Origin of the sequence: Metaclostridioides mangenotii, assembly GCF_017873185.1 — a bacterium.
GTDB classification, from domain to species: domain Bacteria; phylum Bacillota; class Clostridia; order Peptostreptococcales; family Peptostreptococcaceae; genus Metaclostridioides; species Metaclostridioides mangenotii.
The window spans coordinates 16159-35088 of record NZ_JAGGJX010000006.1 but is presented as its reverse complement, the minus strand read 5'-3'; the positions used below and the strand labels follow the sequence as shown (position 1 = coordinate 35088).

The following is an 18930-nucleotide window of genomic DNA, read 5'->3' as shown; positions in this document are numbered from 1 at the left end:
TTAATTTATCAATTTTTTTGTTTTACATTCTCTAAACTACAGACCTGAATACTCATAATTATTTAAAGTATGTCTCTAACCCATTATTTATAATATAAGAACCTTTTGGAACTTGTGTTGCAATTAGAAACATATTTAAAAAATCAACACAAGAGCCCATCGAATTAAGCAAACACAAAAATAATGTAAATAAATTTAGATATCCCAATGCATTGAGTAAAAAGGGTAAAATAACTGATAATAGCATAAATGGCATAACACTAATTATAAAGTATCTATTTTTCTTGATTTTTTCTGTGGTATAAACGAATCCAAATAGTCCATTTAACCCCCAATATGTTTTATCAGATTTCAATAGATTTGGTATAAATGCTGCATGAATAAATTCATGTAATGCCATAAATAAAACCATTGCAACAATATATAACAGAAACGTTAAATTTATTGTAAATGTAACGTTGAGTCCACTACTATTGTTTAAAACTTCTCTTATAGGAGCGTATAGATAAAACGCGATAACAATAGATATAATACCATTTATAATCATAAATGGTATTGATAGAAATGTCGCTGAGACTAAATTAGAGGGCTCTTTTAATTTTGTCCATCCATCTGATATTAGCATTTTTCTTAAATTTTCATCTGCATCAGGTATTGTTTTTGTATATTTCATAATTCACGCTCCAAATATAAATAAACAAATAGCTGTAATGCAAATTACAACTATTTGTTTTCTATTAAATATCCTGTATTATTTGATTTGCTGTCTTTAAATCTTCTTGGTTCGTTATCTTAATATTTTTATGAGATCCCATAACCATGCTGACTTTCTGACCGATTCTTTCAACAAGCATTGAATCATCGGTTCCGTAAAATCCAGATTCGTACGCATCTTCATATGCTTTTTTTATAGTGTTGTAATCAAACACCTGTGGAGTCTGTGCAGCCCACAGTAAACTTCTATCTGGAGTGCTTTCAATTTCTCCATCTTTTACTATTTTTATAGTGTCACTTACTGGAACTCCTACTACTACTGCTTTTTTAACTTTCGCTTCTTCTATAGATTCTTTTATGATTTTATCGTCTATAAATGGTCTGGCTCCATCGTGAATTAAAACAATGTTGCATTTTTCATCTAGTTTTTTTAGACCATTGTATATGGAATCCTGTCTCTCTTTTCCACCGTATGCTATCTTTACGCCTTTGAAATTATACTTATTTATAATATTGTCTAAAAAGTATTTCTCTTCCTCAGGCTTAATACATACAACTATTTCATCTATGTCTTTATTGATGTAAAAAACTTGAATAGTATGCGCAATTACTTCCTTCTCGCCTAGTTTTATAAACTGTTTATTTATTCCGATATTCATTCTTTTTCCGCTTCCGGCAGCTACTACTACTACACTATTCAAGTTTCTCACCTCATATCAAAATATATATCTATCTTAAGTTATTCTTAATTAACTACTATTCTAAGTTAAGTTTATTATCTAAAATATAACTTGTTCCGAAGAAAAATACAAGTACTTGAGCAAGTGTCCATCCTAATACTGATAACATGCCTGGATTGTTATATAAGTGATTGTACACTGGTGCATCTGTATACATATACATGCTGTTGTTAATTCCTGGTATAAACTCTCCTAAAACACTTTGTAAAATCGAAAGTACTACCGTTATTGCAATAAATGCTGTGAATGCAACTAACTTTCTATGTTTATTAAATGCAGGTAATTGACCTAATGAAAGTACGAAATATATTAAAACTATAAAAGATGCAAATCCTAATATCATCGTTAACATCAATATTAGTAAGTCTAATATATTTTCAAATTTAAACAACCAATTGAAAAGTTCTCCGAATACTTGTGGCATAAATCTAATAACTTCAAATCCACCTGTACTAACCGCTATTATAAATAATACAATCATTGCTACTATAAAACTAAGAGCACCGTATATACAAGAAGAGAGACACTTAGATATTATAAGTTTTTTACTACTTACCGGAAGTGTAAACATTAAATAACCTTCATCTTCCAATAGGTTCTTACTAAATCTTTGTATTATAACCATTATTGTTAAGACAATAAGTGAGATGAACAATCCACCCATTACAAATCCTGATATTCCTTGTGCAAGTAAAGAAGTAGTTTTTCCAGACAGCCCTGCAATAATAGAAACAACTATTAGCGCTAAATAAAGCGGTAAAAAAGTTCTTGCACTAGCTTTAAGTTCATATTTTAACAATTTTCCTAACATTTGAATTCCTCCCTAAACAATGCATCTATAGATTTTCCTTTTTCCTCTTTGATCTCTTCTACATTCCCTTGTAGAACTATATCTCCATAAGATAAGAATATTATTTCATCACATATATTTTCAATTTCACTTATTAAGTGTGTCGCTATAAGAAGTGTACTGTCTTCATTGTAATTTTGAAGTATTGTTTTAAGTATATACGATCTTGCAGCCGGGTCAACTCCACCTATTGGCTCGTCAAGTATATACAGTTCAGCTTTTCTAGACATTACTAGTATTAACTGTACCTTTTCCTTTGTACCCTTTGACATTGTTTTTAATTTTTCTTCAGTATCTATATTTAAATCCTTCAGCATTTTTATTGCTTTATCTATATCAAAATCACTGTAAAAATCAGAGAAAAATTTTATTATATCTTTTACTTTCATCCAATCATTTAAGTATGTTCTTTCTGGTAAATAAGAAACTATTGATTTTGTCTCTATTGAAGGCTTCATACCCTCTATCAAGATCTCACCACTGTCAGGATGTAATAAACCGTTAAGAATTTTTATCATTGTACTTTTTCCACTACCATTTGGCCCTAGAAGTCCAACTATCTTTCCTCTTGGTATATTTAAATTAATATTTTTTAAAGCTTCTTTTTTACCATAATTTTTTTGTAAATTTTTAAATTCAGCTACGTATCCTTTATCAACCCTAATACTGTTCATTTAGTTCTCCCCTTTCAAACTTTCAATGATTATTTCTATCATCTGATCTTCATTGTAACCTAGTCTATTTAATATCTCTTTTAATTTTTTTATTTCAATTTTTGCTATATTTTTTTTCATTTCATCTATCTTTGTTTTATCTTCTGTTACAAATCTACCCTTAGTCCTTTGACTGTAAACAAGGCCTTCTCTTTCAAGTTCTGAAAGAGCTCTCTGCATAGTGTTTGGATTTACCTCCGCCTCTTCTGCCATCGTCCTTACTGACTCTAGTCTTGAACCAATCTGTAATTCACCAGAAATTATTTTAAACTTTAAGTATTCTATTAATTGAATATATATAGGCTTATTATTATCAAATTGCAATTTCACTTAGAGCACCTCCTCTGTTTATTTATGTATCGCTGTATTAATTGCTCACTGTATTAATCTGTTAATACAATAATACAATGCCTATTATATTCTGTCAACTATTTTTTTAAAAATCTTTAAAAAATAAAAATCCCTGAAAATAATCCAGGGATTTCGATTTAATCTTTTTAGTTTTTTGGCTTTGCAAATATCATTCTACCAGCTGGTGTTTGAAGTACAGATGTAACTAAAACTTTTATAGTCTCGTTCATATGTCTTCTTCCACCATCTACTACGATCATAGTTCCATCGTCAAGATATGCAATACCTTGCTGAGCTTCCTTACCATCTTTAACAACTTGAACAACCATATCCTCGCCAGGGATTACTACTGGCTTTATAGCATTGGCAAGTTCATTTATATTTAAGACATCTACTCCTTGGAACTGAGCTACTTTATTTAAATTGTAATCGTTAGTAACTACTTTACCATTTAAAACCTGAGCTAACTTCAGTAGTTTACTATCGACTTCAGCTATATCTTCAAAGTCCCTCTCGCTTATCTCAACATCTATATTCAGTTCTTGTTGTATTATGTTTAGTATATCAAGACCTCTTCTTCCTCTAACCCTTTTTAAGTCGTCAGATGAATCGGCAATATGTCTAAGCTCTTCTAAAACAAATGAAGGAATTATTAATGTTCCCTCAACAAAACCTGTCTTACATATATCTGCTATTCTACCGTCTATTATTACACTTGTATCTAATACCTTTGGTGGTATAGGTTTAATTTTTTCTTTTTTTGATTCTTTGTCCTTATCTTTAGATGAACCTGAAAGTCTAGATAACTTATTTATATTAAATAAGTCATTTTTACTTTTAAGTACGATCCTCATTCCTACATATCCTAAACATAGATAAAGCAGTAAGGATATAACTCCTCCCACTACTGGTATTTTATCAAAAATACCGCTAATTAGGTAAGCAACTACAAATCCGCCAATTATACCTATCGATGCTAGCAAGATATCAACTTGTGGATATTTAGAAAGCTCTTTATCTAACACCTTTGCGACATCTTTTGTTTTTTTAGATGCCCAAGGCTCAATTAGATAACCTAAGATAGCAATTATAATACCAAATATAATAGCAGCTATGAGTCCATATAGTTCACTCCCAAAAGTCAATATTTCAAAAGACTTTGCAAGAGTTGAGTAAGAAGTAAAACCAATAATAAGTCCAATTAAACTAAATACTAATCTTATGGCTTTCCTTATCAAATTTTCACCCCCCTTGTATTTTAATATTATAGACTAAAGTATACACTATTTACAACATAAATAAGGAAAATTCACCTAAAATTCACTATATCTTCTTATCTAAAAGCACTAGCTGTTGCATTTTAATAAGCTCATTTTTTATGTGTTTGGCCCTTATTTCTCCAACCCCATCAACATTACAAAGCGCATCTAATGATGCATCTAAAACACTCTGAAACTCCTCAAAATAGAGCACTAAGTTCTCGACAATTGTATTTGGTAATCTATGAATTTTACTCATAATCCTATATCCTTTTGAATTAATTTGCATATCCATATTTTCAGCTGTATCTTTGTATCCAAGAAGTTTTGCTATTTTGGTCAAATCTATGATATCCTCTGAAGAAAGTTTTTTGATATTAGTTTTAAAACTCGAAATATCATCATTAGAGATATTGTAGTCTTTAAATACTTGTTCTAAATCTAAATATGTTGTTCCCATAAGCTCTTCTAGCTGCATACTTACAAGAGTTCCTTCATCTCCAAGTTCTATAACGTATTTTTCTATAATATTTGTAACTCTCATTACTAATTCAATTTTTTGCATAACCAATGCTACATCGTATACAGTGACTAAATTGTTGAATTCTAGTGTATTTAAATTTGCGATAACTTGATCCAAAACGGATTTATACTTCTCCAAAGTTTGTATCGCCTGATTTACTTTAGTAAATATCTTAGATATATCTTCTATTTCATACTTGTGATTTCCTCTATAAATTGTTATAACACTTCTTTTTTGTGAAACACTTATTACAATTGCATCAGTCTGCTTGGCAACTCTCTCAGCTGTTCTATGCCTTGTACCCGTTTCAGATGAAGGTATCGAGTTATCTGGAACTAACTGGACATTTGCACACAGTATCTTTTTTAAATTTCCACTTAAAATTATCGCTCCATCCATTTTTGCAAGTTCGTATAGATAAGCCGATGAATAGTCCGCGTTTATTGTAAAACCTCCGTTGACTAAACTCATAACCTCATCTTTTTTTGAAAGCGCTATTAAAGCACCTGTTTTTGCTTTTAGAACATTGTTTAGACCTCTTCTGAGAGGAGTTCCTGGAGATATCATTTTTAAAGCTTCTAACATGTCTTTATTGTTCAAAATATCATCCATATATATAACTAGCCTCCTAACACTATATTTATAGCTTGCCTCAAATTTTCTGCTGGCAAGATTTTTATTCCTTTCGTGTCCTTTACTAAGTCGTAGTTAGTCTTCGGGATTACTATTTGTTTAAATCCAAGTTTTTTACATTCTGCTATTCTCTTCTCAATAAAACTTACGGCTCTAATCTCTCCAGTAAGTCCCACCTCACCTGTAACAGCTATATTTTCGTCTACAGCTATATTTTTAAAGCTAGATGCTACAGCAATTGCAATCCCTAAATCTATAGAAGGCTCGTTTATTTTGATTCCTCCTACAATATTTAAATATACATCTTGATTTTGAATTTGTAGACCAACCCTCTTTTCAAGTACTGCAAGAAGCATTGCAACCCTATTATAGTCTACTCCCGTAGCAGTTCTCTTAGGTATACCAAAACTAGTTGGCGATACAAGTGCTTGAAGCTCTATAAGCATAGGTCTTGTTCCCTCTACTGTAGAAATTATTACAGATCCCGAAACGTCCTTTGGTTTTTCTGAAATAAGCACTTTTGAAGGATTCTCAAGTTCTTCTAGACCAGTGTCTCTCATTTCAAAAACTCCGAGTTCATTAGTAGATCCAAATCTATTTTTTACAGCTCTAACAAGTCTGTAAGTATTGTACCTTTCACCTTCAAAGTATAAAACAGTATCCACCATATGCTCCAGTAATTTAGGTCCAGCTAATGACCCTTCTTTTGTTACATGACCAACTAAAAAAGTAGATATTCCCATTTTTTTAGCTATTTTCATAAACTTAGAAGTTCCTTCTCTTATCTGGCTTACTGTACCAGGAGCAGACGCTATATCAGGACTGTAAACAGTTTGAATAGAGTCAAGTATTATCATCTCAGGATCTATTTTATCTAGTTGCGCCTCTATTAGATTTAAATTGTTCTCTGCAAATATATACAGGTTGTCTGAGTTTATTCCAAGTCTTTGGGCCCTCATCTTTATTTGAGATTCAGATTCCTCACCTGTAATGTACAGAACTCTTTTTCCAGACTCTGCAACATTGCTAGAAACTTGAATAAGCAAAGTGGATTTTCCTATTCCAGGATCTCCTCCTACAAGCACCAAAGATCCCTTTACAACTCCACCTCCAAGAACTCTATCCAACTCATTTATACAAGTGCTAAATCTCTCTTCATTCTTTGATTCAATAGTGTTTATTGACATCGGTTTAGAGCTAGATTTATCTACTATAAACGTTTCTTTTTTTGCACTTTTATCGTCTATTTCCTCTACAAATGTATTCCATTTTGTACATTCCGGGCACTTTCCTAGCCATTTAGCTACTTCATAACCACAGTTTTGACATACATATTTTGTTTTAATCTTCGCCATTATTATCTTCCCCTATTTTTTGAATATTAGTTATATATTTTAATATTTTCCATTAATTTATTTTATTTCAATTTAAACTTATCTTGTATTTTAATATTAACATATGTTCGATTATTTTGTTGATTTATAATATAAAAGCTATTATTTACTTATCTTAGTAATCCATTCTTTTTTTATTTCCCACAGAGTTCCCACCCTTGCATTACTTAATATTATGCTGTCATCAAATAGCCTTTCCCAGCTTTTTACTATTTTATTTTTTATATTCGGATAGAAATTGCTCATATAGCCTCTCGTATCATCTATTCCATATGATTTGAGAATTTTTGCATGATTTTCTTCGTCTTCTTTGTTTTTTGGAATGTACATATAGTTTACTATATAGCCCCATTTATCCAAATCCATTGTGATAAGAAGATCCTCATCTACTTCAATTTCAAGAAGCACATTTCCTTCGCTATTTGGTATTTTAGATTCTTCTGTAACGCTTACCCAGATTGGAAATTCAACGTCATCCGGAACAGGTACAATTTCCTTTGCCCTATTTCTAAACCAGTTATAAGAGCTAAAATACAAATCAGAGTGATCTTCCATCTTATTTTCTATATATTCTTTTTTTACTATGTATCTGCCATTATCATTTAAGTCTTTAAGTATATCTTTATGCTGCTTTGTCCAAACCTTAACCTTTTTTGACATAAACTACACTCCTTTAAATGAATAAATCTATTAGATTTTCTTAAATTATATCATTACTTACTATGTACTCATATTATTATTCCCCTATTGATATAACTATTTATTAAAATCATTTTTTTATTTATAGATATTAAGATAAAAATAAAAAAGCTACTCCAAAGCTAAATAAATAACTTTGGAATAACCTTTAAATAGTAAATATCTAAACCGTAGTAAATACAATCTTATCGTCTACTACACTCGCTACTACTTTGCTTCCTTTTTTAACATCACCTTTTAAAATAGCTTCAGATAACTCGTCTTCAAGGGCCTTCTGAATTGCTCTTTTAAGTGGTCTTGCACCGTACTCTAGATCAGTACCTTCTTTTGAAATCAAATCTACAGCTTCACTACTAATATCCAAATCTATATCCATATCTTTAAGTCTGTTTATTACTTCTTTGGCCATTAGTTTTACTATCTTGCCTATATCTTCTTTTGATAATGAGTGGAATACTACAATATCGTCAATTCTGTTTAAAAACTCTGGTCTAAATCTGTTTTTAAGCTCACCCATTATGTTTTCTTTCATTTTTTCGTATTTATTTTTAGCCTCATCTTCCGCTTTACCTGTAGAGAACCCCATAACTTTTTCTTTTCTTATAGTAGATGCTCCTACGTTAGATGTCATTATTATTATTGTATTTTTAAAGTCAACTGTTCTTCCTTTTGAGTCTGTAAGTCTTCCGTCGTCAAGTATTTGAAGTAGTATATTAAACACATCTGGATGCGCTTTTTCTATCTCGTCAAATAGTATTACTGAATAAGGAGATCTTCTCACTTTTTCTGTTAATTGACCACCTTCATCGTGTCCTACATATCCTGGAGGTGAACCTATCATTCTTGAAACTGCATGTTTCTCCATGTACTCAGACATATCTATTCTTATAATTTGGTTTTCGTCACCAAATTGAACTTCTGCAAGTGCCTTTGATAATTCAGTTTTACCGACACCAGTTGGCCCTAAGAATAGGAATGAACCTATTGGTCTATTCGGATCTTTAAGACCTGCTCTCGATCTTCTTATAGCCCTAGAAATTGATTCCACAGCTTGCTCTTGACCTATTACTCTATTGTGAAGTTTTTCTTCCAGATTCAGCAGTTTGTCTGCTTCTTCCTCTACTATAGTATTTACTGGTATACCAGTCCACAATCCTACTACATCCGCTATTACTTCGCTGTCCACCAAATCAGCATTTTTAGAAGATTGATTCCAATTTTCTCTCACTTCTTTTAGTTTATTTTTAAGGTAACTTTGTTTATCTCTTATCTTGGCGGCATTTTCAAAGTCTTGGCATCTTACTGCCTCTTCTTTTTCTTTATCTATATTCTCTATTTCTGATTCTATCTCTTTGATTTCAGCAGGTGGAGTGTTTTCTTTTAATCTAACTCTTGAAGCAGCTTCGTCGATTAAGTCTATTGCTTTATCCGGTAAGTATCTATCCGTAATATATCTAACTGACAACTCTACTGCTGATTTTATAGCTTCATCTGTTATCTTTACTTTGTGATGAGCTTCGTATTTGTCTCTAAGACCTTCAAGTATTTTAACAGCATCTTCTTTTGTAGGCTCATCAACCATTACCGGTTGGAATCTTCTTTCAAGAGCTGCATCTTTTTCTACATGTTTTCTGTATTCATCTATCGTAGTAGCTCCTATAATCTGCATTTCACCTCTTGCAAGAGCTGGTTTTAGTATATTTGAAGCGTCTATAGATCCTTCTCCTGTAGTTCCTGCCCCGATTATAGTGTGCATTTCATCTATAAACAAAATTATATTTCCATTTTCGATAACTTCATCTACTACATCTTTGACTCTCTCTTCAAATTCACCTCTATACTTTGCACCAGCTAAAAGCGATCCCATATCAAGAGTGTAAATTGTTTTGTTTATCAATGTATCAGGTACATTTCCATTTGAAATATCTGTTGCTAATCCCTCTATTATCGCAGTTTTACCTACACCAGGATCCCCTATAAGTACAGGATTATTTTTAGTTCTTCTACTTAAGATTTGTATGATTCTCTCAATTTCTTTAGATCTTCCGATTACAGGATCCACTTTGTTTTGTTTTGCGTATTGAGTTAGATTTCTTCCGTATTTTTCAAGGGTTTTAGCTCCCTTTTCACTATTGTTTGACGTGTAACTATTATTTTGACCTTCGCTTTTACTTCCCATTCCCATCATATCAACTGTCGCTTGAGCTAGTGTTCTATCATCCACTCCAGCTGCATGAAGAATTCTATTTGCAATTCCTTCACCTTCTTGAATTACAGCTAAAAGAATGTGCTCTGTACCAATATAACTTGTCTGTAGTTTATTTGAAAACATTCCAGACAACTCTAATATTTGCTTACTTCTAGGACTAAAAGGTACATCTCCAGTTATAGGATCTGCTTGCCCTTCAATTTCTACAATTCTACTTTCTAAGTACTCTTCTGTGATACCTGCTTCTTTAAGTACTTTAGCAGCTACTCCCTCGCCTTCTTCTAAAAGACCAAATAAAAGATGTTCACTTCCAACTATGTTGTGCCCTAGTCTCTTAGAAAATTCCATTGCTAAATCTATTGCATTTTTTGCTCTTTGTGTAAACTTATTGAAGTTCATAATTTGCACCTCCAACTTTTAATTTTTCTAGCGTTTCCCTAATATATTTTGCTCTATTTATGTCTCTATTTTTTCTTTCTGCATTTTCAAACATCGTGCTTTGATGTGCCGGTTGAATATTTATCATAAGTTTATCTAAGTCGTCTAGTTTTATATTTTCTATATATCCCATCTCAACTCCTACCTTAACTACAGATAAATATCCCATAGCTTCCGATGTGTCGATTATTCTAGCGCCTTCAAGTAGACCTAAAGCTCTAAATATCTTATCTTCTAATTTTATTCCCCAAGTTTTTTTGATCATCTCTCTCGCTTGGAGTTCTTTTGATACTATATCGGTCGCCATACCTTTTATATTTTCAATTGTATTTTTTTCAGTTCTTCCCAGTGTAAGTTGGTTTGAAATTTGATATATATTTCCTAAAGCCTCTGTTCTCTCTCCGTATATCCCTCTAACTGCGACACCTATTTGAGAAGATACCTTATATACATCGTTTATATATCTCAATTGAGTAAGTGCAGGTAAGTGAAACATCACCGATGCCCTCATTCCTGTACCAGTATTTGTAGGACAAGAAGTTAAATACCCCAACTCTACATCAAATGCGTATTCTAATGTCTCTTCAAGGAAATCGTCTATTTTATTTGCTATTTGGTAAGCCTTTTCTAATTCTAGACCATCACACATTGTCTGTATTCTAATATGGTCTTCTTCGTTGATCATTATACTGACTGTCTCATCTTTTTTTATCAAAACAGCACCATTTACATTACTTGCTAAATCCGGACTTATAAGATGTTTTTCAACCATACATATTTTCTTCAGTTGGCTTAAATCTGCCATCTTGTAAAAATTATATTCTCTTTCTAGTCCGCTATTATCTTTAAAGAGGGCTTCCTTAACTTTTTCAATGACTTCTAAAGACTTCTCTTCATCAAGTCTATTGGGGAATGGATAGTCCACTAGATTTCTAGCAAGTCTCACTCTAGATTTTATAACTATTTTATTTTCCACAACCTATCTCCCTCCTAATCTATTGAATCCACCAAAGCTTTAATTTTATCTCTTAGCTTTGCAGCTTCTTCGTAATCCTCAGTTTTTACTGCTCTATCCAATTCTTCTTTAATTTTCTTTACTTCATTTTTTACACTTATACTATGGTAAGATTTTTTAGGCGCTTTACCTACATGCTCCAAATGACCGTGAATATTTTGAAGCATAGGATTTATCTGACTGCTAAATGCTTCGTAACAATGACTGCATCCAAATCTACCAGTATTCTTAAAGTCGCTGTAAGTGCTATTGCATGTTGGGCATATAAGCTTGCTTTCAGCTTCTTTCTCAGGTTGAAATCCTAATTTTGATATTACATCCATCATTGAAAACGGCATATTAAAATCGAAATCAACATTTGTGTACTCTTTAGCACACTCACTGCATAAATACTTTTCCACTTTCTCACCATTTATATTTTCATTGTAGTAAACGGATGCTTTATTTTTATTACATTCTTGACATAACATAATTATCACTCTCCCGTGTTAATTAAAAGTATTATTAAATTTTTTAAAATACTTGCCCTCACTTTTTCCTTCATATCACAAATTGGAATAATCAGTGATTTTTCATCAATCGAGGACAGTATTATCTTTGACTCTCTTTCGGTAATTAATTCAGTATCTTTTAAGTTTTCTACAATATCTTTAGCTCTTTTAAAAGATATCTGGTCTCCTATCTTTTCATTGAGTAGGTCTTTTATATAGTCCTTTTTGTTTTGTTGTATTTTTGCAATCTGGACATATCCTCCTCCACCTTGCTTGCTCTCTACAAAATACCCTCTATCTAAGGTAAACCTTGTTGTAAGAACATAATTTATCTGAGATGGGACACATGAAAACAAACTCGCAAGCTCATTTCTTTGAATCTGAATCGAATTACTTTCCTTCATTAATTCCTTTATAAAATTCTCTATTATATCAGTCATTGTCGCCATATTTATCACCACTTGCTTTCTTTTGACTATCTTTGACTACTATTTTACACCTTTTTGATTTTTTGTAAAGTGTCTAATAAATAATATTTAATATCTATATAAATTATTTTGTAACATTATTTATAGTAGTTTAATGCACTTTGTAATATACTTTTTACCACAAAAAGACAGAGTTTAATCGATACTCTGCCTTTTTGTTATTTTATTTAATATATTTTAGTCTCTTTCTTACTTACACCCAAATTATCCTCTATTATTTTTCTTTATTTATTATTAGATAAACATCTACATCTATTATGATAGGGCTTTTTCTTTCTTAAGATTTCCAGATTCCTCAATTATTTTTTCTGACAAGTGTTGTGGAACCTCTCCATAAGTCTCTAATTCCATTTCAAATACTCCACGACCTTGAGTCATAGATCTCAGATCTATTGCATACTTGAATGTCTCAGCCTGAGGTGCAAGAGCAAATATAATTTGTTTGCCTTTTCCATCCGGTTCCATTCCAAGAATTTTACCTCTTCTCTTATTTATATCTCCCATTACATCACCCATATAATCATCTGGAACTGTTATCTTAAGTTTCATAATAGGCTCAAGTAGTATTGGGTCCGCTTCTTCCATTCCCTTTTTAAAAGCTACACTAGCTGCCATCTTAAACGCCATCTCAGATGAATCAACATCGTGATACGATCCATCGTAGAGAACCGCTTTTATATTAATAACAGGGAATCCCCCTAATATACCTTTTGACATTGAATCTTTTAACCCTTTTTCTACTGCTGGAACATATTGCCTTGGAACTGATCCTCCAAATAGTTCCTCGGAAAAATCAAAATCATCATCAGATCTTGAGAATCTTATCTTAACATCGCCGTATTGTCCATGACCTCCAGATTGTTTCTTATACTTACCTTGAACATCTGCACTTCCTTTTATAGTCTCCTTATATGGAACTTTTAGATCGTTTAAAGAAACATCTACTCCAAACTTATCCTTCATTCTATTTTTGATAGTTTTTATATGTAACTCTCCTTGACCGCCAAGTAGAGACTGTCTGGTATCCACATTACGGTACCAATGAAGTGTTGGGTCCTCTTCAACAAGTTTATTTAAAATAGTTCCTACTTTATCTTCGTCGCCTTTATTTTTAGTCTCAACGGCGTAGTATATCTGTGGTTTCGGAAATTCGATACCCTCTCGTAAGTCTGCATTTTTATCTGTAGACAGTGAATCTCCTGTTTTTAGCGAATCTACCTTTGTAACTACTACAATATCTCCGCCTTTAGCTTTTTTTATATTAACAAGCTCACCATTTTTTAGAGTATAAAGTCCTGCTAATCTTTCTTTATTTTTTTTGTTCAAGTTATAGAACTCTGTATCTTTAGTTATCTCTCCGTCTACAATTTTTATATAAGACATCTTTCCTACAAAAGGATCCATTAAAGTTTTGAATACAAAACCGTTAAATCCTTTTTTATTTTCTTTAACTTTAGGGGCCAAGAAGTTTGTAATCGTATCTAAAATTTCTCTTGTACCTATATTATTTATAGTTGATCCACATATTACAGGAATTATATCTCCTCTTTGAATACCTATTATAATTCCTCTCTGAATCTCTTCTTTGGTAAGCTCTTCTCCGCTAAAGTACTTGTCTAGTATTTCATCATCAGTCTCTGCTATTAACTCCATAAGTGCTTCTCTAACACTTACAGCTTGCTCTTTGAAGTCGCCTTCTAAATCATCTACATTTTCAAATACATTGTAAAGCTTAACAAACTCTTTATCCTTGTATATAGGACTTATCATAGGTACTATCTTATTGTTGTACTTATCTCTAAGCATTGCTATTGCATCTTTATATCTAGCTTTTTCATTATCTATTTTATTAATAAACATTATTTTAGGCATATTTTCAGTTAACTCTAGCGATTTTTCTGTACCAACTTGAATTGGTGAAGTTGCATCAATTACTATCACTGACGCATCACTAGCACTAAGAGCCGAAATTACATCTCCATTAAAGTCAAAATACCCTGGTGTGTCCAATAAATTAAATTTATAGTCGTTGTATTCAATAGGTTTTAACGACATGTGGTAAGTCATGTTTGCTTTATCTGTCAGTTTTGGGATTTTATTTGTATTTGCTGTGTAAGCTATTGTTTCAATAAGATTAGTCTTACCGCATCCACTGTGTCCAAGTACTGCTACATTTCTCAACTTGTTGCTCTCATAGACTTTCATATAAGCACCCACCTTTAATTATGTATTTTGTTTTTATTTCCTAAGAAATACCTTTTAATATTTTATTAATAATATTTAAAAATAGTACAGATATCAATAAAGTATTTCTATATACACCTCTCAAATCCCTTCTATATTTTGAATATTCTATTCATACTTAAAATTTAATGCTTATATACATCTTAATCCAATATAGTGCATATATATTTATTTCTGTAAATTTGGGTACCATCCCATCCTTTGCTACATATATATTCTTGAATCTTTATTCGGATGAAAATGCTATACAATTTTACATTTGTTTCATTTCTATCCATTCCAAATAGTCTTGTTACATTTGAAACTTATTTTTCTCAATTTTTCCAGTTTTCTCTATTTTCATATCTTTTTTACTTGTGATGCAATCCTTTTTAATAATATAAGACGCATTATTAGATTATTTTATTAATTTATTATAATTAAGCATCTTATATTACAATAAAAAAGAGAGCTAATATTTAAATTAACTCTCTACTTTTATTATATAAAATTATATTTTATTCTGAAATTTCGCTTGTCATCATTAATAACTGTTTATCTACAACCATGTCATTTTGAGCAACTTTGATAGACTTAATTACTCCAGCAGCTTTAGCAACTATATTTGTTTCCATTTTCATAGCTTCTATAACAATCAACGGTTGATTTGCAGTTACAGTATCCCCTTCTTTTACAAGTATCTTTACAACCTTACCAGGTATACTTGCTCCAACTTGATGAGGATCACTCATATCAGCTTTTTCAATGTTTGCAACTTGACCAGTGTAATTAGTGTCTTTGATTTCAACTTCTCTAAACATTCCATTAAGCTCAAATCCGATAGTTCTCATTCCATCTTCTTTAACTTCACCTATTTCAACTAATCTTATTGTTAAAACTTTTCCTTCTTCTATTTCAACTTCACATTCTTCATTTTTGTTTAGTCCATAGAAGAATACATCGCTTTCAAGTTTTGATATATCGTTATACTCTTCAAGATGATCTAAATAGTCTTCATAAACTTTTGGATAAAGAGCATAACTCAATATATTTCTTATATTAGCTTCCATTTTGTATTTGTCTTCTAAATGCCCTTTTATCTGACCGAAGTCTTCATCTAGTAGTAAAGATCCTGGTCTCTCAGTTATAGCTTTTTCACCTTTCAGAACAACGTCTGATAAGTCTTTTGGTATTCCACCTTCAGGTTGACCTATCATACCTTTACAGAAATCAACAACTGAATCAGGGAACGATAAATTCTTTCCTTCTTCTATTATATTTTCTTGTGTAAGTTTGTTCTTAGTCATAAATATAGCTAAGTCTCCAACTACTTTTGAAGATGGTGTAACTTTAATTATATCTCCAACTACTTGGTTTGCTACTTTGTAGTTAGCTTTTACTTCATCAAATCTATTTACAAGACCTAAGCTATCCGCCTGTGGCTTAAGGTTAGTGTACTGTCCACCTGGTATTTCGTAGTTGTATATTTCTGCATATGAAGTAGTTAAATCACTTTCAAATTTTCCATATACTTTTCTTAAATCCTTGTAGTACATGCTCAGCTCATCATATCCGTATAAGTCGATATTTGTGTCTCTTTCTGTATTTCTTAGAGCCTCAACTATAGCGTTTAATGATGGTTGACTTGTTATACCTGCAACAGATTCTAATGCAGCATCTACTATATCAACGCCCGCTTCAGAAGCCATTAAGCATGTAGCAACACCATTTCCACTTGTATCGTGAGTGTGTAGGTGTATTGGCGTCTTAACATTTTTCTTAAGCTCTTTAATTAGCATATACGCAGAGTATGGTTTTAAAAGACCTGACATATCTTTTATAGCTATTATATCAGCTCCAAGACTTTCAAGCTCTTGCGCCATTCTTACATAGTACTCCATATTGTACTTAGTCTTAGTTTTGTCTAGAACATCACCAGTGTAACATATCGCTGCTTCAGCAATTTTTCCTGTCTCAAGAGCTGTCTCTAAAGAAGGTTTTATATTCTCTATCCAGTTCAATGAATCAAATATTCTAAACACATCTATACCTTGTTTAGCTGATTCTCTAGTAAACTCCGCTATTAGATTGTCTGGGTAGTTTTTGTACCCTACGCCGTTTGATGCTCTAAGTAACATTTGGAACATTATGCTCGGTATTTCTTCTCTTAATTTTTGAAGTCTTCTCCATGGTGACTCTTTAAGGAATCTATAAGCAACATCATAAGTCGCTCCACCCCACATCTCCAGTGAGAATAAATCTTTCATGTATTTCTCAGTTGCAGGCGCTGCTTGAAGTAAATCGTAAGTTCTAAGTCTTGTAGCAAGAAGCGACTGATGAGCATCTCTCATTGTTGTATCTGTTAAAAGTATCTTTTTATCATTTTTAATTTTTTCTAAGTATTTTTCTTTTCCTAATTTGTAGAATAAATCTCTACTTCCCTCTGTTTGTATCGCAGGTACTTCTAATCTAGGCTCGTGTAGTGCATCGAAGAATGGTTTTTCTTTACATGCGTTGTCATTAACTACAACATCACCTATAAATTGAAGTAATTTTGTACCTCTATCTTTGCTCTCTCTTATATCGAATAATTCTGGGTTTTCGTCTATAAATTTAGTACTGCATTGACCATTTAGGAATTTATCGTTGTTTAACACATTTATTAAGAATCCTATATTAGTTTTAACACCTCTAACTCTAAATTCTCTTATAGATCTTAAAGTCTTACTAACGGCTCCCTTAAAAGTTCTATCCCATGATATAGTCTTTACTAGTAAACTGTCGTAGTGAGGGCTTATATTTGATCCTGTAAACCCATTTCCACCATCTAGTCTTATACCAAAACCTGATCCTGTTCTGTAAACTTGAATTTTTCCTGTATCAGGCATAAATTGATTTTTAGGATCTTCAGTAGTTATTCTACATTGTATAGAGTAACCCCTTACTTCAACGCTATCCTGTGATTTTATGTCTATCTCATCACTGTCTAGAGCGTATCCTTGAGCTATTAGTATCTGGCTTTGAACTATATCAATTCCAGTAACCATCTCTGTTACAGTGTGCTCAACTTGAACTCTAGTATTCATTTCTATAAAATAATGCTCTCCACTAGCATCTACTAAGAACTCTAGTGTACCTGCATTAATATATCCAACGTGTTTTGCAAGCTTAACTGCATCATCACATATAGCTTTTCTAATTTTATCATCTAATGAAAATGCTGGAGCGTACTCTATTATCTTTTGATGTCTTCTCTGTACTGAACAGTCTCTCTCATATAGATGAACTACATTTCCATGCTCATCCCCAAGTATCTGTACCTCTATATGCTTAGGATCTGATATATATTTTTCTATAAATATTATATCTTCACCAAAAGCCTTTCTAGATTCACTACAAGCAGTTTCATACTCTAATTCTAAATCTTCCTCGCGAGTTACGATTCTTATTCCTCTGCCGCCACCGCCGTTAGAAGCTTTTATCATTACAGGGTAACCAATTTTTTTAGCAATTTCTTTTGCTTCATCAGTAGATTTGATAGCTTTGTCTACACCAGGTATAGTAGGAACCTCTACCTCATGTGCGATCTTCTTAGAGTTTATTTTATCTCCCATCATATGCATAATATCTGATGATGGTCCTATAAATGTAATTCCCTCTTCTTCACATCTACGTGCAAACTCAGCATTTTCAGCTAAAAACCCATATCCAGGGTGTATAGCATCTACTTTCTTCCTCTTTGCTAAATCTATTATTCCATCAATATCTAAATAAGCATCTATAGGCCCTTTATCTTCTCCTATAAGGTACGATTCATCAGCCTTTGTTCTAAATAAACCATATTTATCTTCCTTACTATATATCCCAACACTTTTTATACCTAATTCAGAGCAAGCTCTAAATACTCTGATAGCAATTTCGCCTCTATTTGCAACTAACACTTTGTTAAACTTTTTAAGCATATGGCATTCTTCTCCTTTTAAAAATATATAATATAAAGAGTATAGACTAAATTACTTTATTTTTGAATACTTTTTCGCAAGTTCCTTAATTAATAAGACAAATACGTATAAAGAAGTAATTTTCCATATGTAATATTCGATTTTACCAATCATTTTTTAAGGGTTATTTTTACCATAAAGTATAGTTTATACTAAATATGAATCATTTTATATATAAATTTCTTCTTT

15 protein-coding genes are annotated in these 18930 nt (G+C 31.9%); all 15 read right to left on the bottom strand.

What is annotated here, in order from left to right; all coding sequences use genetic code 11:
- Positions 1–58: 58 nt before the first annotated feature.
- The 15 genes from J2Z43_RS11945 to J2Z43_RS11875 all read right to left on the bottom strand — a co-directional run bounded on the left by J2Z43_RS11945 (position 59) and on the right by J2Z43_RS11875 (position 18702).
- A complete protein-coding gene (locus J2Z43_RS11945) occupies positions 59–673 on the bottom strand; it encodes a DUF3267 domain-containing protein (protein WP_209457375.1) in 615 nt (204 codons plus the stop codon).
- 64 nt (positions 674–737) lie between these two features.
- Positions 738–1415, bottom strand: a complete 678-nt coding sequence (gene ispD, locus J2Z43_RS11940; RefSeq protein WP_209457374.1) for a 2-C-methyl-D-erythritol 4-phosphate cytidylyltransferase — start codon at positions 1413–1415, stop codon at positions 738–740.
- Positions 1416–1470: 55 nt separating this feature from the next.
- Complete coding sequence (locus J2Z43_RS11935) at positions 1471–2265, bottom strand: ABC transporter permease (protein ID WP_209457373.1); 795 nt, start codon at positions 2263–2265, stop codon at positions 1471–1473.
- Positions 2259–2978 carry an ABC transporter ATP-binding protein gene (locus tag J2Z43_RS11930; RefSeq protein ID WP_027700799.1) on the bottom strand — a complete coding sequence of 240 codons (720 nt, stop codon included), beginning with the start codon at positions 2976–2978 and terminating at the stop codon, positions 2259–2261. The genes J2Z43_RS11935 and J2Z43_RS11930 overlap by 7 nt, the downstream gene beginning before the upstream one ends.
- A complete protein-coding gene (locus J2Z43_RS11925; RefSeq protein ID WP_209457372.1) occupies positions 2979–3347 on the bottom strand; it encodes a GntR family transcriptional regulator in 369 nt (122 codons plus the stop codon).
- A 167-nt stretch (positions 3348–3514) separates the two neighbouring features.
- Complete coding sequence (locus J2Z43_RS11920) at positions 3515–4606, bottom strand: PIN/TRAM domain-containing protein (RefSeq protein WP_027700801.1); 1092 nt, start codon at positions 4604–4606, stop codon at positions 3515–3517.
- A gap of 85 nt (positions 4607–4691) precedes the next feature.
- Complete coding sequence (disA, locus tag J2Z43_RS11915) at positions 4692–5762, bottom strand: DNA integrity scanning diadenylate cyclase DisA (RefSeq protein WP_209457371.1); 1071 nt, start codon at positions 5760–5762, stop codon at positions 4692–4694.
- A gap of 8 nt (positions 5763–5770) precedes the next feature.
- The gene (gene radA, locus J2Z43_RS11910; RefSeq protein ID WP_209457370.1) at positions 5771–7138 is read right to left on the bottom strand and encodes a DNA repair protein RadA; all 1368 of its coding nucleotides are present in this window, start codon (positions 7136–7138) and stop codon (positions 5771–5773) included.
- 141 nt (positions 7139–7279) lie between these two features.
- A complete protein-coding gene (locus J2Z43_RS11905; protein ID WP_209457369.1) occupies positions 7280–7837 on the bottom strand; it encodes a DUF3841 domain-containing protein in 558 nt (185 codons plus the stop codon).
- Between the two features lie 202 nt (positions 7838–8039).
- Positions 8040–10484: an ATP-dependent Clp protease ATP-binding subunit gene (locus J2Z43_RS11900; protein ID WP_209457368.1), complete on the bottom strand. Its 2445-nt coding sequence runs from the start codon at positions 10482–10484 to the stop codon at positions 8040–8042.
- Positions 10471–11499, bottom strand: a complete 1029-nt coding sequence (locus tag J2Z43_RS11895; RefSeq protein WP_209457367.1) for a protein arginine kinase — start codon at positions 11497–11499, stop codon at positions 10471–10473. The genes J2Z43_RS11900 and J2Z43_RS11895 overlap by 14 nt, the downstream gene beginning before the upstream one ends.
- A 14-nt stretch (positions 11500–11513) precedes the next feature.
- Positions 11514–12008: a UvrB/UvrC motif-containing protein gene (locus tag J2Z43_RS11890; protein WP_209457366.1), complete on the bottom strand. Its 495-nt coding sequence runs from the start codon at positions 12006–12008 to the stop codon at positions 11514–11516.
- A gap of 5 nt (positions 12009–12013) precedes the next feature.
- The gene (locus tag J2Z43_RS11885; RefSeq protein ID WP_027700808.1) at positions 12014–12478 is read right to left on the bottom strand and encodes a CtsR family transcriptional regulator; all 465 of its coding nucleotides are present in this window, start codon (positions 12476–12478) and stop codon (positions 12014–12016) included.
- Between the two features lie 294 nt (positions 12479–12772).
- Entirely contained in the window at positions 12773–14722 is a 1950-nt protein-coding gene (locus J2Z43_RS11880; RefSeq protein ID WP_209457365.1) for an elongation factor G, read from the bottom strand.
- Between the two features lie 536 nt (positions 14723–15258).
- Positions 15259–18702 carry a pyruvate carboxylase gene (locus J2Z43_RS11875; RefSeq protein WP_209457364.1) on the bottom strand — a complete coding sequence of 1148 codons (3444 nt, stop codon included), beginning with the start codon at positions 18700–18702 and terminating at the stop codon, positions 15259–15261.
- Positions 18703–18930: the final 228 nt, after the last annotated feature.

Excerpts from the sequence above, each read along its gene's own strand:
- disA (WP_209457371.1), bottom strand. The coding sequence starts at position 5,762 with ATGGATGATATTTTGAACAATAAAGACATGTTAGAAGCTTTAAAAATG.
- J2Z43_RS11935 (WP_209457373.1), bottom strand. The coding sequence starts at position 2,265 with ATGTTAGGAAAATTGTTAAAATATGAACTTAAAGCTAGTGCAAGAACT.
- J2Z43_RS11890 (WP_209457366.1), bottom strand. The coding sequence starts at position 12,008 with ATGTTATGTCAAGAATGTAATAAAAATAAAGCATCCGTTTACTACAAT.
- J2Z43_RS11875 (WP_209457364.1), bottom strand. The coding sequence starts at position 18,702 with ATGCTTAAAAAGTTTAACAAAGTGTTAGTTGCAAATAGAGGCGAAATT.
- J2Z43_RS11905 (WP_209457369.1), bottom strand. The coding sequence starts at position 7,837 with ATGTCAAAAAAGGTTAAGGTTTGGACAAAGCAGCATAAAGATATACTT.
- J2Z43_RS11885 (WP_027700808.1), bottom strand. The coding sequence starts at position 12,478 with ATGGCGACAATGACTGATATAATAGAGAATTTTATAAAGGAATTAATG.
- J2Z43_RS11900 (WP_209457368.1), bottom strand. The coding sequence starts at position 10,484 with ATGAACTTCAATAAGTTTACACAAAGAGCAAAAAATGCAATAGATTTA.
- radA (WP_209457370.1), bottom strand. The coding sequence starts at position 7,138 with ATGGCGAAGATTAAAACAAAATATGTATGTCAAAACTGTGGTTATGAA.
- J2Z43_RS11945 (WP_209457375.1), bottom strand. The coding sequence starts at position 673 with ATGAAATATACAAAAACAATACCTGATGCAGATGAAAATTTAAGAAAA.
- J2Z43_RS11880 (WP_209457365.1), bottom strand. The coding sequence starts at position 14,722 with ATGAAAGTCTATGAGAGCAACAAGTTGAGAAATGTAGCAGTACTTGGA.
- J2Z43_RS11930 (WP_027700799.1), bottom strand. The coding sequence starts at position 2,978 with ATGAACAGTATTAGGGTTGATAAAGGATACGTAGCTGAATTTAAAAAT.